Annotated in this window: 11 protein-coding genes; 1 reads left to right on the forward strand and 10 read right to left on the reverse strand. The window is 49.4% G+C overall.

What is annotated here, in order from left to right:
- The first annotated feature begins 103 nt into the window (after nt 1-103).
- A complete protein-coding gene (locus GF423_RS10090; protein WP_154328234.1) occupies nt 104-1,381 on the forward strand; it encodes a site-specific integrase in 1,278 nt (425 codons plus the stop codon).
- Between the two features lie 139 nt (nt 1,382-1,520).
- On the opposite strand, the gene GF423_RS10095 is transcribed toward GF423_RS10090, so the two are convergent.
- The 10 genes from GF423_RS10095 to GF423_RS10140 form a co-directional block, all read right to left on the reverse strand.
- Entirely contained in the window at nt 1,521-2,012 is a 492-nt protein-coding gene (locus GF423_RS10095) for a hypothetical protein (RefSeq protein ID WP_154328235.1), read from the reverse strand.
- Nucleotides 2,013-2,017: 5 nt separating this feature from the next.
- The gene (locus tag GF423_RS10100; RefSeq protein ID WP_154328236.1) at nt 2,018-2,467 is read right to left on the reverse strand and encodes a D-Ala-D-Ala carboxypeptidase family metallohydrolase; all 450 of its coding nucleotides are present in this window, start codon (nt 2,465-2,467) and stop codon (nt 2,018-2,020) included.
- A 35-nt stretch (nt 2,468-2,502) separates the two neighbouring features.
- Entirely contained in the window at nt 2,503-2,745 is a 243-nt protein-coding gene (locus GF423_RS10105; RefSeq protein ID WP_154328237.1) for a hypothetical protein, read from the reverse strand.
- 22 nt (nt 2,746-2,767) lie between these two features.
- Nucleotides 2,768-3,412 carry a hypothetical protein gene (locus tag GF423_RS10110; protein ID WP_154328238.1) on the reverse strand — a complete coding sequence of 215 codons (645 nt, stop codon included), beginning with the start codon at nt 3,410-3,412 and terminating at the stop codon, nt 2,768-2,770.
- 2 nt (nt 3,413-3,414) lie between these two features.
- Nucleotides 3,415-4,272: a hypothetical protein gene (locus GF423_RS10115; protein ID WP_154328239.1), complete on the reverse strand. Its 858-nt coding sequence runs from the start codon at nt 4,270-4,272 to the stop codon at nt 3,415-3,417.
- Nucleotides 4,273-4,284: 12 nt separating this feature from the next.
- Complete coding sequence (locus GF423_RS10120) at nt 4,285-4,473, reverse strand: hypothetical protein (protein WP_154328240.1); 189 nt, start codon at nt 4,471-4,473, stop codon at nt 4,285-4,287.
- Nucleotides 4,474-4,477: 4 nt separating this feature from the next.
- The gene (locus GF423_RS10125) at nt 4,478-4,726 is read right to left on the reverse strand and encodes a hypothetical protein (protein WP_154328241.1); all 249 of its coding nucleotides are present in this window, start codon (nt 4,724-4,726) and stop codon (nt 4,478-4,480) included.
- Nucleotides 4,723-8,388, reverse strand: coding sequence for a hypothetical protein (locus GF423_RS10130; protein WP_154328242.1), 3,666 nt, complete (start codon nt 8,386-8,388; stop codon nt 4,723-4,725). Before GF423_RS10130 ends, GF423_RS10125 begins: the two co-directional genes overlap by 4 nt.
- Before the next feature lie 92 nt (nt 8,389-8,480).
- Complete coding sequence (locus GF423_RS10135) at nt 8,481-8,969, reverse strand: hypothetical protein (protein WP_206113223.1); 489 nt, start codon at nt 8,967-8,969, stop codon at nt 8,481-8,483.
- Between the two features lie 2 nt (nt 8,970-8,971).
- A complete protein-coding gene (locus GF423_RS10140) occupies nt 8,972-14,554 on the reverse strand; it encodes a phage tail tape measure protein (protein ID WP_154328243.1) in 5,583 nt (1,860 codons plus the stop codon).

Below are 14,554 nucleotides of genomic sequence, written 5' to 3' on the forward strand. Positions count from 1 at the left end.
GCCAGTAGGCATTAAAAAAAACGAGTATTTTGCACTTTCTTGACGATTTCTGCTGAATCGTGACGAAACAAAACTGCAAAATACCTGCAAATTTTTAATCGCAATGGCTACTTCCAATCTCTATCTCGATTGCAGGGCAGTTGGCAAAGGCCAACCTGCACCCCTAAAAATCTCCATCAACAAACGAGGTCGTACCGCTCTCATTCCGCTTGATGTACGCATACTTCCAAGCCAGTGGGACAAGAGGGCAAGGAAAATCATTGACCACCCAAACAAGCGCTACCTAAACGCTTACATCACCAAGCGCAAACTGGAAATCGAGGCTATCCTGCTTTCCATGTACGATGATGCTTGCACCAGAATGACTGCACAACAAATCAAAGAATACGTCTGCGCCAAGCTGAAACTCAATGGCGCTGTCGAGCAGTCAGACTTATTCGCAGAACGTTTCTTGCAGTTTGCCAACTCAAAGTCTGCAAGCACCAAGCGTGTCTATCTCTACACCTATAGCCGGCTGCAAGCATACCTTGGCAAGAAACTCCAAACTTTGCAGTTTGAGGACATCACAACAGAATGGCTCACCGAGTTTGAAAACTTCCTCGCAAAGACCGCAACAAAGAACACCCGAAACATCCACTTGCGGAATATGCGTTCCGTGTTCAACGAGGCAATAGATAACGGGGTGACCACATTCTACCCATTCCGAAGATTTCCCATAAGACCAGTTGCAACCGCCAAACGTTCCTTGTCGATACTTCAACTTGCCATGCTATTCAATGCCGATTGCGAACTGCCCGAATATCTCGACATCTTCAAGTTGGTATTTTACCTCATTGGTATCAATGTAATCGACCTGTACAACCTCAATGACATTACAAGTGAGGGGAGAATTGAATACCATCGAGCCAAGACCAAGCGTTTCTATTCAATCCGTGTTGAACCAGAAGCACTTCAAATCATAAATCGCTATCAAGGCAAGAAGCGACTGCTGAATATCAGCGAACGTTGCTCCAACCACCGCAATTACATTCATCGCATAAATGAAGCACTCCAACATATCGGCCCATATACCAAACATGGCAGAGGTGGCAAGAGAAACTACAAACCTCTTTTCCCAAACCTCACAACATACTGGGCAAGGCACACGTGGGCGACCATCGCTGCCGAACTTGACATTCCAAAGGAAACTATCGCAGCTGCACTCGGTCACTCAATCGGTAACCCAACCACCTCTATATATATTGATTTCAACATCAAGAAAATTGACGAGGCAAACCGCAAAGTCATTGACTGCGTGAATGCAGCGCAACTTGTGTTGTGGATTACTGACTACATTGAAAAAGTGACATCAGCATTTACTGCCAATGCCACCAATCATTAAGGTTTACGAAGCTCCCAGTGCCTGTCATGGCTGGGGACAAAATGGGAATAAAAAAGCGCTGGCTGCCCGCGAGGGTGGCCAGCGTTGCAACTAATTAACCTAATAAACCTAATTAACCTAAAAATCAATATGAGAAAACCTACTTTACAATCTTCTTGAGCTTGAGTATTCCGTACACGGCGCCGCCGAGCAGCAGCACGGCCACGGCCGCCAGCAGCCAGCCGCCGAGCTTCATTTTGGTGCGCTGCCACTTGCTTAGCTTCTTCTCGACCTCCTTAATCTCGGTCTTGGTCACGGTCACAATCTTCGGAATGGTGTCGCGCACGGTGTCGGCGATGTAAGTCCTATTGATGGCTTGCAGGTGGTGCCAGGTCTCGTGATAGACGGTGTCGCCGCGCTGCACGATTATCACGCTGTCGCGTCTTAGCAGGGTGTCGCGCACGATGTTGGTGCGATGCTCCACGTTGGTCTGCGTGACTACCTTGGGAACCTCCACCACCTTGTATTGTGTCTTACATGAGCACAGTGAAAGCAGCAGGACAACCATGGAGAAGATGATTGCTATCACGATGCACATGCTTGCGCAGCCCTCGTGCTTGCTGCCGATGTCGTCGTCATAATCCTTGCCCATAGTCTTTAACCATTTAAGCCTGCGATGTATTTCCCCCCTATGCAGGTCAGCTTGTTGCGCCTGTGTCTTGGGCTGTAGCTCACGTGTATCCAGTCGGGCTGCATTTTCTTGTTTGGGTACTCGTTAATCACTTGGTCAAAGGGGAGACCCAGTTTAACAAGCAAGTCAAGCAACTTCCTATTCTCCTCGGGGCGGTCGCTCACAGTGTGTATGTCGGCTGCCTGGCCTACAACGTGCTGGCTCGCTGCCGCGCCGTGCACGGCCTTGTTGAGTGCTGGCGAGCGGTAGCCGCTTGTGACTACTATCGGGGCGCCCCAGGCTTCCCGCAACGGGTCGAGGATGTGCTCGACCAGGGCGGTGAGGTTGGCCTTTACGGCCTCGGTGGGCTCGTTGTCAATCCCGAGCCGTTTTGCTGTTGCGCTGCTTGTTAGCTCGCGCATGGAAAAATGTTTCATTTGATAGTTCATGAATTTTTTTGATTAATCTTTCTTTATTTTTTGGGTAAACGATTGGCAATGGTCTCTTCAATCTCGTTCAGTTTGCGCTTGGTGTATAGTGTGATGCCGAAGATGCTACCGCTGTAAAGCAGAGCCTGTCCGAGCACCCACAGTACAGAGTCATGAATCTCGCCTGCGGGTGGAATGATAAATCCTGCGGTGGTGATTGCTATGCCGAATGCGAGCATGCCTACAGCACTCCATGTCGCAACGCTGTCTTTTTTATCTGGTTTCATAACTTTTTTTTTAGCAATAGTGTCATCTTAGTCTTGTTATTGGAGTTGTAGGCCCTGCTGTGGTCTTTGAGCGCCATTGCGAAATCTGTTGGCACCAATCGAGCATGGCCTGCGCATACCAGAAGTTTGACCTGTTGTATTCCGTGGAGCTATTCTGCGAGCCTCCGAAGGCCACGCCCAGCATCTCGTAGGCTTTGAGCACGCCAGCACGCATCGCGCCTATCTCGATCCACTCTCCAGCGCTGCCCAGCCACCACTTGCCTGCCTCGATGGAGGCGTTCCCATAGGCGTTGCAGTAGCCTGCCGCATAGCCCGTGCCCGTGCCGTAACGGTCAACGATGGCGGCCGTCTTAGCCTTGCCATCGAGGTCGAGCATTGCGTCGAAGTATTTGCTCACGGCCGCGCCCACCAGCTGCGATGATGTAGCCCAAGGAAGCGAGACCTGGATAGGGGCGAGCACATAGATTTTTCCTGCCACTTGCACAACCACGCCACAGCAGGCACCGAGGTGGGCGTTAGCGGCCCAGTACTCGGGAACAACAAAGCGTTCAAAGTGGTTGGCAGTGTCGTGCTGTAGCAGAAACACGCCGTTGCTCCTTGGCAGGTAGCTGTCCTGTATCTTTCCTGCGAGCGACTGTAGCCCTTCGTAGTTTAGAAACTTTTGCATAATCAGAATAAAGCGTTAATCTCTGAGGTGGCGATGGGTGTGTAGAGCTTGGTGGAAGACTTGCCCGTGTCAACGATGTAGAGGTCGCCCGTGTCGTCGTCGGCAAAAAGGAAAGTGCCGTGTAGGGTTATGGGGCTAAGTGCCGCAGGGCTGCCTCCTTTCACGACTTCTTGTATAGTGTTTGTTTCAAGCGATAGCACATAGCCCTTGTAGCTTGTGTCAGTCGATATGCTGCCCGTAGATGATACCTTGCCATGATAGCAATCGTCCTCGCCAGGGGCATTTGCCACAGCCACTCTGATAGCGTCCTGTTTGTACTCCTCGAGTAATTCGTCAACTTCTGTTGATGGGTAGTAGTCGACAAGGTCCGTTTCAGCTTTGAATGAGCCAAGCTCTTCCCATGCACCGTTTGTGTAGACGTACTCGGTGTACTTTTGTGTAGTGCCCTTTGATGTCGTCATTGCAACGAGGTGTATTTTGTTCTCGTTGCCGCTGGCTGGTTTGTCGGGCAGGGAGCTCACGACAACGAACAGGGTGCGGTCGATGGCGTTGATTGAAGATGTAATTTTGTTGATGAGCTCGGTGCGCGTGTCGTTGAGCAGCTTGTTGGTAGGTGCTCCGTCGGTCTGCCCACCAAGCGACGTGTAGAGCTTGGTTAGGCCTGCTGTGCTGGTGTTGCCCGTCGAGTAGGTGGTATCCTGGTAGTTAATTGTTCCCGACGAGCCGTCTGCTCTTGTGTAGGTGAGCGTCTTGTTTCCGCTCCCCGTGATGTTTTTAATTGCCTCATTCTTTGCGGCAAAGTAGCTCTTGAGCTTTGTGATGAGGGTTTTGAGGCCCTCGAGTGATAAAAATTTTGTCATTGTGTTGAATTTTTATGGGTTGATAAATAAGATTTCTATGTCTTCGTTAGTGATAACCATGATGGTGTCGAGCTTGGTCTTGTCGCTGGTGCTCATCAGGCCGTGCTCCTGCTGTGTGGCGTCGGGGTAAATTGTTTTATTCTCAACAGCGTCGAGAATTTCCTGCACCTTTGCGCCTGTCTGTTTGAGTTTGTATGCCATGGTCTTACCTCCTTGCTAATAGATAATCACCGCCTGCAAGCAGGTCGCCCAGGTCGGCGCATTGCAGCACGTCGGCCTCGAGGCTTCCCTGCGAGATGCTGAGGGCGTGTGCCACGATGTCGAGCATGTACTTCTGTGCCTCGTCCTGCGTCATGGGATAGTCGCCGCCTGTGCGGCACACGGCTGCCATGGTGTAGCTCCCGTCTGCGTCGGTTTCCTTTTGTGCGATATGAAAATACAAGTGCTTCATCATTTCGGTTGCTTTACGCGCCACTCGCCCCAGGTTGAGGCGGTACCTGCGGTGTAAGTCCTAACAAGATAAATGGTAAACGGATAGAGCAGCGTGATGCCGTCGGTCTTGAGTGACCAATCCACGCCTGCGGGGTCGATGCCGTAATTGTCGTGCAGCCACTCTTGCATCTCGGTCACGCCGTCGCGCACTTGGGTTATGGTCCTTCCCTGTCCCTTGATGCGCACGGTGCCGCTTGCGAGGCCATCCTCACTCACCGATTTGGCGGTGAATGTTTTCCCGTCCATTTGCCGCGCGAAATCTTGGTTGTTGCCCGTGTAGACGCTATCGCCGTAGACAACATTGTTCATGCGCTTGGCCGTGAAGCCGTACCAGTCGACGTAGGCGGCCGAGAGGTTGTCGGCGTCGGTGCACACGCTGATAGGGGTCATTTTTGCCTCGCTCATGTTGACGTAGTTGAGCCCGTTGGGCCCCAAGTCGTAGAGCTTGACGCCGTTGTTGTCGTAGTAGCTCAGCACCGCGTAGCCACCACTGTCGACACCGAAGCTAATATTTCTTCCTTTCTCGCCGTACACTTCCATCATTGTGCCCGATGCCTCGATGCGTGCGCCTGTCTCGGCCGTTTTCAATTTTCCCACCACGAGGTCCTTGTCGACTTTGGTGGTGTCGGCGTTGAGGCTGATGCGGCTGTTCGCCCCGTCGATGTGGATGCCCGCGGTTTCCAGGCCGCTGGAGAGCTCGGTGACCGAGAGCTTGATGTCGCTGGCCGATTGCTTAATCTCGCTGGCATAGGCCGTGGTCACTTCCTGCGCCATGCGCCAGTCACCTATTGCAAAGCTCTCGCCCGCGGCCTTGGAACCTGCACAGCACAAGATGTCGTTGCGTGCCCACGGGTCGTCGCCCGAGTGCCTCTTGCCATCGGGGCACTCCACCATCATGGTGGCCTCGGTTGGATAGGTGGCGTTGACCCACAAGTCGCCTTGGTCATAGGGCGGCACGGGCTGGGCCACAAACACGCGTCGCTTGCCGTCGGCCGTGTCCTGCGCGCGCTCTGCCTTTTCAAGCGAGGCAAGCACATCTTTGTCGGTGATGTTCAGCCAAAAGAATTTGCCGTCGACCTGCTCAAAGGAATAAGCGCGGCCTCCGTTGTCGCGTGCAGCCTTGTTATAGTAGATGTCCTTAACGTGCTCGAGCTTCATGTCGTCGGTAGTCCATGCGCTGGCTGGCTCGTTGTCGAGGGTGGGAACCTGCTCGCCGAACCACAGCACCACCTGCTCGTCGGCCTGTGCCTTGATGTCGTCGATGTCGGCCTGGTGGGCTTGCAGCACGTCGTCGAGGGTCTTGACCTGCCCGTCGACGTTGAGGGCGATGCCCGAGGGCGAGATGTAGACCTTTGGAAAGGGCAACGTGTAGCTGCTGATGGCCTTGTAGGCGGCGATGAACGGGCTCCCCGTGCCTGCACCAGCGATGATGATAGCGCTCTGCCGGTCGGACTTGGTGCGGTTGCCCAGCACGGCTATCTTGTCGCCAGCCTGCGGCTTGCCGCTGCCCTGTGCACAGTCCATCTCTTTTCCTGTCGTGTCAATATACGACACGCTGATGTAGTGCTTGCCGCCCACGGTGCCCGTGTCCCACACGCGGCGCCACCAGTAGTGCTGCGTGGTGGCGTTGAACGTTTGGCAAATCACCTGGTCGTCGACGGCAAAATCGTTTGTGATTTCATTGCCCTCGCTGTCGCGTGCAGGCCAGCGCAAAATGAACTGCTTGCCGTTTGCATCTTCCTTGACTTCAACTTCGGTGATAGTGGCCTCGGCTGGCGAGAGAAGCACCTGGCCGCCGATATGGCGCAGTCGCTGAATGTCGAGCTCGGTCACCTGCAGCTTGCGTCGCACGGTGAGGTTGTCGACCTCGGCTGCCCAGTTGCCGTCGGCATCTTGATAGAGTGCCGCGCCAGCAGAGCCGCTTTGGAATGTGCCCGCCGTCAAGCCCTTGGCAAAGTTAATCGCCTCCTGCGCCGTGTCTTCTTTTCTTGTATGCAAAAAATCGCGGTCTACTCGCTTGGCAGAGAACACATTCTTATCTGTGCCTGGAGTGTGATCGTTAGAGGCAATAACATACAGTGTCGTGTTGCCACTTTGATAGCCGATGTACGTCACACCATTCATTGTGATTTCGTCAACCTGCTTCTGCAACTCGGCTCTACGTGAATACTCGGCACTCTCGCCAACTATGTACTGCGCACCATCATAGGGAATATCAAGTTTTATCTCAAACCCAAAAATGCGTGACACACGGCCATCGGCAAAATATGTGGGGTTAACCAACCGCACCTTGTCACCAATACCAAACGAATTATCATTTGCCCAATCGTTATCCATCGTGCAGGTGTAGGTTGAGGGGTCAATGCGTGACTTCTCCAAATACTCCATTGCCTTTTGATATAACTCTTGTTCAGCAAGTGCCACAAGGTCGGTCTCTTCCATCTTGGTCGAGTCCCAGTTATAGAGCATAAATGTATCACCAACCTTTGGTCGCAACACATCATCTGGGAGCGTTCTGCCATAGTCCTCGTTCACAACGACCTCAAAAACTTGTGCAGCCATGTTCCACTCGCTTCCATTCTTCTCGTTCACACCAAGAGGGTTGAACTGGCACTCGAAGTCCAATCCGTTCAGACTGCCGGACTCAAATATCATGTGCAGGGTTTCTTCTTCCAGCACATAGTCTTTGCTGAAATGAACATAACTTTCAATCTCTGTCCCTTCAATCACGAGTTTGCATTGCGACAGACGATAATATTTCTGCGTGGTAGTCGTGCCATCTTCGTTGACCACCGTGTCGATATACTCGTCAACCTTACCAACCTTGATTACATTTCGAGGATAGACATCATCGAAATCAACCCTACCCTCAATAGCTTTCGCATCATTCTGTTCGCCAATATATCCATTCGGGCAAAGGTCAACAGGCAACATCAGCCTGCGCTGTACCACACCTTCTTGCGTCACATCGGGGTCGCTAACCTTGCGATAGTTGACAGGGAGGTTGCGCTCCGAGCCGTAAGCGTACAGGCGAGTAAAATACTGCTGCTGACTGTCAGAACGTGTCATGCTGATAACATTGTCATTCAGCACAAGGTCAGTGGCCACAATCCCACTACCTCGTTGTTCACACTTGCCGAAGTTGATGATGTTGTCCTCAATCCACCACTCGCACTCAAAGGCTTCGGCAATTTGCGTGATAGCGTCTATAATCGAAGCACTCTGATAGGTCACAAGTTTTGACGAAGTGAGGTCTATCGTATCGTCAAACGAGACTACATAATTAGTGATTCTGTTGTACTTGAACGATGCATCGCTTGCGCACAATGCGTCGATGTTCCTCTTGACCACATTTGCGTGTGTGGCGATTGTTGAGGTTAGACTGAAACTCAACTCGCTTGCCGACAACTCCGGGCGGTATTTGAGTAGTTTGTTCTTGAACTTCATGTACTGAGCATCAAGCCGCAACTGGTAGTCGTAACCTGCATTGGTGGCATTATAGGTTGGAGCCACAAGGTCAACGAGCTCAAACCAACCAAAGCCATCGATGTCGCAAAAATCACCAATCTCAAAGTAAATTGGACTGCCAGACGTGAAGTTAATGCGAGCGTAATGCTCACCCATGATTTCTCTATGAACGATCGAACCGCTGCATACTGGGAGTGTACAGCGTGTCCTCAACGTGCCGTTGCTGTAATATTTGATTGCTATTGTTCTCATAAGTTGCCCTCTCTTTCTCCGGCTTCTCCAGTAACTGCAACCGACACCTCGTCATTGATATACGTGCTATCGTTGTTGCGGTTTGCTGGATTTGGTTCAGTAAGTTTCAGCGAAAACTTGGCCAGCCCATTCACAAAGGCCGTGAACTGGTTGCACGACACATAGAGCATCCGATACGTCACTGCCGGCTGATACTTTGTCCTAATGTTCAGTTGACCAGTGGCTAACTCGGTGCAGAACGATTCGTAGCGGGTGAAAAACTCGCTCATGCTACCAGCTGTGAGGTGCATTTCAAGGGTCACATCACGACTTGCCAACTTCGGCAATCGGTTGGAACTCCTGCTCCCATGTTCAACACGGACATCGTTGCTCAACCGCTCTTTCATTGGCGCAGGGGTCATGAGGGCAGAAATGGCACCATCGCTGAGGCTTATTCCCCAGCGAGTATATGCGTCATACCCATTAATAGTCAAGTCGCCTGTCATAATCAGATGTTTTTGGTTTGTTCTACAATCTTGTCTATCTTCTCACCAAACAGCGAGGCTATCTTGGTGTACTTGGCTATATCTTCGAGGAAGCCATTGGAAATGAAAACCATATTGCGTATCTCCAACAGTGTTTGGTTGCGTGCCGTGGTCAGAACAGACATCCCGGCCATATACTCAACCACAAACATTACTTGCGTGCTGATGTTCTCGCCTGCTATTTGCAGGGCAGTGAAACGACCATTCAATTGCTCTGCCGTGTCTTGGTTCATAGCACCAAAGCCTTTCGAGGTTGCCTCTTGTGAATACTTGTCCGCATCCGCAATCCCGATAGCATCATAAGCGTCCTCTTTGAGCTTCTGCATTTCGTTGTAGTAGCCTTGGTACTCTGCCTTTAACTCACTTGCCTCGGCTTCTGTCAGGCCATCACGCATATATTCAGCAAATTTCTTGTACCAATCCTCCAGTTTCTTGGCAAACTGACCTTGAACAATCGAGCGTAAGATTGCCTTGCGGAACATATCTTCCACGCTTTCAATCACGTCACTCGCTTTGGTCTCATAACTGCTCAACAGATTATTCAAACCACTTTGAACGCTGTCAAAAGAGGTGGCAGTGATAGACTGGCGCCATGCGTCCTGCAACTCTATCAACTCTTTGTAGTCCTCTATATAATTGTTCAAGTAGTCGGTCTGGTCGTACTTGCCGCCATTTATGATACGCTCCCAAATATCAGACAGTGTAGATACTTCGGCAAGTTCCTCAGATGATAATTTCCATAAGTCACCTGCGCTACGCACATTATACTGCTTGCCGAACTTCCTATACAAAGCCTCGTTGATACGCTGATAGTCATTCTCTGAAAGATCTTTGTTAATATAATACTCATTTGACCGGTGAGCAGCGTGATACCTCATCTTTGCCGCAAGCATCGTTTGGTCATTGTCTGTTTGCTGTTTTGCGGCCTCGTATGCACGCTCATAGTATTCAGTTGCTTGGTCTCCTCCTGATTTTTCGATTTCATCTTTCAGCCCATCAATTGCATACTGCAAAGCCTCATTGCTACGCTCCAGTCGTTCAACAAGTCTGTTCACTTGTTTGCTATTTCCTTTAGCTGAGAACCAACTGCTGAACCCACCAAACGTAATTGCGTCGAAGATGCTGGTTACCCCATCGACCAATGAACGGCCAATCTGCTCCAAAAACTTTCCGCTGAGAATGTTTTTCAGAATACCTCCCACGGCTTCAAGGATAGCGTCTATCAGTCCACCGACAATACCACCAATGCCTTGCTCTTTTAATATATCAAGCAAGTTGAGAATCGCACCGATAATCAATGAGATTAGGTCGGATTTGCCTTCAAATGCTTTGCCAAGCATTTTTGCCACCGTGTCACTAATTTTCTTGGTTATCTGCCCTCCATTTAACTTTTTGTCAAGGTCAACAAAAGCATTCCAGATACTGGACAACGAACCGGAAGTCATAGCGTTGAGCATGTTGTTGACGCTATCAAGCTGTCCTTTCAACTTTCCAGCAGAATCTGCGACTTGCGATTGTGTATTTGCTACATCTGAATTTGCCTCATTAAGTGCATTATGTGCATTCTCATTTTCTGCAACCGCTCTATCATATGCAGCTTTGGTAGCTTTTTTCTGTTCATCGTTTCCTTCTTTCTGTGCATCAATCCATGCTTGCTCTGCTTTAATTATAGCATCAGCGGTTTCTTTCGCCCTACGCTCTGCTTCGTTACGTGCTGATAAAGCATTTTGATAAGCGTCTATCTCTTGTCCGAGTTTGGCAAAGTCAAGGTCTTTCCACGTACTTGTTCCAAACTTACTTTGGATTTCGTTCATGGTTTGGAAGAAAGCTTGCTGGTCTGAAATTGACTTGGACTTAAATTCGTCAGTTTTTGTGAACTCACGCATCGCCCCAAGAGTCTTGTCCATTTCATCACGCATGATGATGCCAAATTCACTGAACACCGTTGTATAGTTGATTTGCCGTTCCAAATCATCAGATTTGCGACTGGCTGTTTCATGACTCTGTTCTTGACGCATTTTTGCCGCCTCAATCACATCGCCACTCTCGTTGGCCTTTCGTATTTTCTCAGAGTATTCAAGAGCTAATGCAAGTTTCTGCTCCTCATATGAACCATACTCTTTAAGGTAGTCAGCAAGTGCTTGTCGGTCAGTTTCTGATTGTTCCTCAACCGACCTGGAGTACTCCAACATAGCTGCCTTTATTTGCGATGCCTTCGCTTTCTTTTCATCATCGGTCAATTTTGAATTAACAGATGATTCGTTGAATTTTTTGTCTTTTGTTGCAGGGTTGGTTTCCCATAACTTTCGAGCATCGTCGATCTTCTTTTGCTGCAAGTCCTCATAATAACGATCTATCTCTGTGATTTTTTTCTTGCGGTCAAGGTCGAGCTGGCGCAGAACTTTTTCTGTACCATCCTCCATTGCATCAATTTCGGCTTGTTCGGTTTTGTAAGCCAAATCTTTTGCATTACGTTTTTTTTCTAACGCTTGCTTGCGTTTTAGCTCATCAAACTTTTGTTGATCTTGAATCTTCTGTTTGCGCGAATATACTGCTTGCTTTTTTACAGAACTTTTAGAATTATTTTTTTTGATAGTTGTATCACCACCAAGCCCCTCGTAATCGCTCTTGGCTGTCTTTTCTTGTTGACGTGCCTTGTTTACTTGGTCAACAGTGGATTTTGGTGAATTTTCAAGACGAGACAAATCTTTTTGTGCTTTCTTCCATCGTCGTCTTGCAGCTGCCTTTGATTTCTGATAGTTTGCTCCACTTGTCCCACTATCTGATGAACTAATATTTTCACGATTTTTTTGTGCATTCTTCAATCGTTTATTTGCATCGTTTGCTCCGGTTGTAAGAATTTGAAAATATAGAGGCAAAAAAGTTGCTCCACTTGCAATCCACTGGGATCGCATGTTCAACAACATATTCAAAACTTTCTGGCCCTCGCTTACCTCTAACTGCAATTTTGGATTGATTGGGTCGTTGTCGAGCTGGTTTTGCAATTTATCCATAGTGGTCTGCACTTCAGAGATATAGCCATCAAGATTTTTTGTTGCCTCATCGAAGTTGAGATTATCTTGGTTTGATTGTAGCAAATAGACTTTATACACTGCCTCGTTGTACATGTCTGAGATATTCTTCCAGGCATCAACATTTCCATCAGCTTCCTTAATGCGTATTTCTATTGGCTTGGCCTCATCTGCTGCCTGCGCTCTTGCCGCATTCATGGCATCGAGTTTTTGCTGCAATACCTCCAGTTGTGCTTTTTCTCGTTCAATTTGGTCGAGTACCATTTTCGACGCTGCTCCAGCGCCTTGTCCTGCGTTTTCTACGGCTCGCTGGATACGGGCATCTTTGTCAGCGATTGCAGCAGTTAAGCTCTCAACTTTTTTCTTTGTATCTTCGTAATCAGCATTGTCCATTGATTCGTTAAACTCCTTTTGCGCTTTTGCAGCACCAAGAGCCGCCAACTCCTGCTGATTGTATTTTTCAGTAAGTTCTGGAGCAAGTTCCTTTAACTCGTTATATGCTTTCGCTTTCTCATACTCGGTGGCTGTTTCAGATTGAATTGTTCTGATTAACTCGCCCACCTTATCCTTATGCTCTTGGATTTTCTTGTTCTGCTCATCTATCGCCTCATTAGTCTCATGCACGGCACGCTCGTGAACGCTCTCTGCGGTCACAAGCTGATAGACGGCATAAGTCACACCCACAATCACGGCAGCAATCCAAAAGATAGGACTGGCGAACATCGATGCGTTCCATGCATCCTGCGCACGTTTCAGAGCCATTTTGACTGAAGCCAGCACACCACCCGAGACAGCGTTTGCCCCCTCGGCTGTGGTTTCCATTGTTGTTGCAGTAGTTTCTGCAATCTTCGAAGCTGTTGCTGCTTGGTTTACTGCCACATTCTTTGTCCGTGTCGCTGCATTGAGATTTGCAGCCGCAGTGTTCTGCATCATCGTGGCTGTATTCAACTCAATCTGCGCCGACTCTATTTCAGTCTGGACTCCACTTTCTCTTGCCGCAGCAACCCTCGCTTGCGCTGCAGCCACAAACTCTTGGGCCACCACAAGTTCAGATTGAGCCGCAGCCTCTGCTGCTATTGCTGACTCGGCCTCCGTTGCCGCTGTCTCTGCTACCGCCATAATTTGTTGCTGACGTGCTGCTACCTCGTCACGCAATGAAGTTATCAGGACAGCTTGCTCTGCTGTTATCTGACCCTTAGTGACCATTTCCTGCAAGTCAACCTCAATCTTTGCCTGCTGGGTTGCCATCAGTTGGTCAAGGGCAACAATCTGCTCCTCGTAGCTTGCTGTCATTGCCGAGGTTTGCAAGGATTGAGCAGCGGCAGTTCCTGCAATAGATGCCTTATAAAGACCATAGGTGACTATTAAGCCTTCAAGTGCAGTAATGTATGGTTGCACCCAACCACTATCAAATCCTGCGTTGAGCGCATCCGAGATTGACTTGCCGAAGCCAATCATTTCGTCACCGATTGGCTCTAAAGCCTTAAATAGATTGTTTTTGAGCAGCTGGGCTGAAGCACCTGCGGTATCAGCCATCTTTTCGTATGCCGCCTCCGCTGCTCCTGCGCTATTCTGCATTTCAGCATAATCTTGCCGTGCGACCTGCGCATTTTTGCCAGTTAATCCCAGTACACCCTGCAATGCTTTCAGAGTTGACAAATCTTCCTTTAATGCCATGTTAGAGCCGGCTGACTTTTGCGCAACTTCGTCCATCGCATCAAGGAATGTTTTGCCTTCAAATGCCGCATCGCCCAAACTCTTAGTAGTGGCAGTGATAGAGTCACGCACTTGACGAATGGCTATTGAGGTCGGTGTTCCCGATTTTGTCAGAGTAGCAACAGCCGCCAGCACGTCCTCTATTGCAATACCATAGGTTGCTGCGATTGGAGCGACCTGCGCAATAGAGCGCCCAAGTTCGCCCATCGTGGTTTTACCAAGACGAACAGTTGTAAATAGCAGGTCATTAACATGAGCAGCCTCGCTCGCACTCATACTATATGAGTTGAGGATCGTGGTGATAGCGTCAGCCGTGGTGAATGTATCAGTAACACCACCGATAGCACCTTTGGCAGACTCCCGTAGCACGTTCAGTGCATCTGCACCATGATGGCCAGCAGACTCGATCTGATACATCGCTTTTGCCGCCTCTGTTGCCCCAATAGGAATTTCAGTGGTCATATCAACCACCTTTGCCTTCCATTTACCAAGGTTTGCGGAAACATCTTGCGACAGGGTGCTGACCTCTTTCATGGCTCGATTGAACTGCCCCATTTCGTCTATCAAACCCTTCAAGAAGCCACCACCTTCAAGCATGGCAGTTATACCAGCCATGCCCATTGCTATCTGTTTGATGCTACCAATAATGCTGTCTTTGGCTTGGCTGAACGTTCCACCAATGCCGCTTCCTGCACGCTCAATTGCAGCCACCGAACTTTGCACACCATTTTGCGCTCCTTGCAAACTGCGCAAGAAGTTGGAGTTATCACCACGTATGTCGAATTTTATTGAAGCCAT

The sequence above is a fragment of the Sodaliphilus pleomorphus genome, from assembly GCF_009676955.1.
GTDB classification, from domain to species: Bacteria; Bacteroidota; Bacteroidia; order Bacteroidales; family Muribaculaceae; genus Sodaliphilus; species Sodaliphilus pleomorphus.

Bases quoted from the DNA above. Each gene is read 5' to 3' on its own strand.
- GF423_RS10130 (WP_154328242.1), bottom strand. From the start codon at position 8,388: ATGGGTGAGCATTACGCTCGCATTAACTTCACGTCTGGCAGTCCAATT.
- GF423_RS10140 (WP_154328243.1), bottom strand. From the start codon at position 14,554: ATGGCTTCAATAAAATTCGACATACGTGGTGATAACTCCAACTTCTTG.
- GF423_RS10095 (WP_154328235.1), bottom strand. From the start codon at position 2,012: ATGGGCAAGGATTATGACGACGACATCGGCAGCAAGCACGAGGGCTGC.
- GF423_RS10135 (WP_206113223.1), bottom strand. From the start codon at position 8,969: ATGACAGGCGACTTGACTATTAATGGGTATGACGCATATACTCGCTGG.
- GF423_RS10120 (WP_154328240.1), bottom strand. From the start codon at position 4,473: ATGGCATACAAACTCAAACAGACAGGCGCAAAGGTGCAGGAAATTCTC.
- GF423_RS10105 (WP_154328237.1), bottom strand. From the start codon at position 2,745: ATGAAACCAGATAAAAAAGACAGCGTTGCGACATGGAGTGCTGTAGGC.
- GF423_RS10125 (WP_154328241.1), bottom strand. From the start codon at position 4,726: ATGATGAAGCACTTGTATTTTCATATCGCACAAAAGGAAACCGACGCA.
- GF423_RS10115 (WP_154328239.1), bottom strand. From the start codon at position 4,272: ATGACAAAATTTTTATCACTCGAGGGCCTCAAAACCCTCATCACAAAG.
- GF423_RS10090 (WP_154328234.1), top strand. From the start codon at position 104: ATGGCTACTTCCAATCTCTATCTCGATTGCAGGGCAGTTGGCAAAGGC.
- GF423_RS10110 (WP_154328238.1), bottom strand. From the start codon at position 3,412: ATGCAAAAGTTTCTAAACTACGAAGGGCTACAGTCGCTCGCAGGAAAG.
- GF423_RS10100 (WP_154328236.1), bottom strand. From the start codon at position 2,467: ATGAAACATTTTTCCATGCGCGAGCTAACAAGCAGCGCAACAGCAAAA.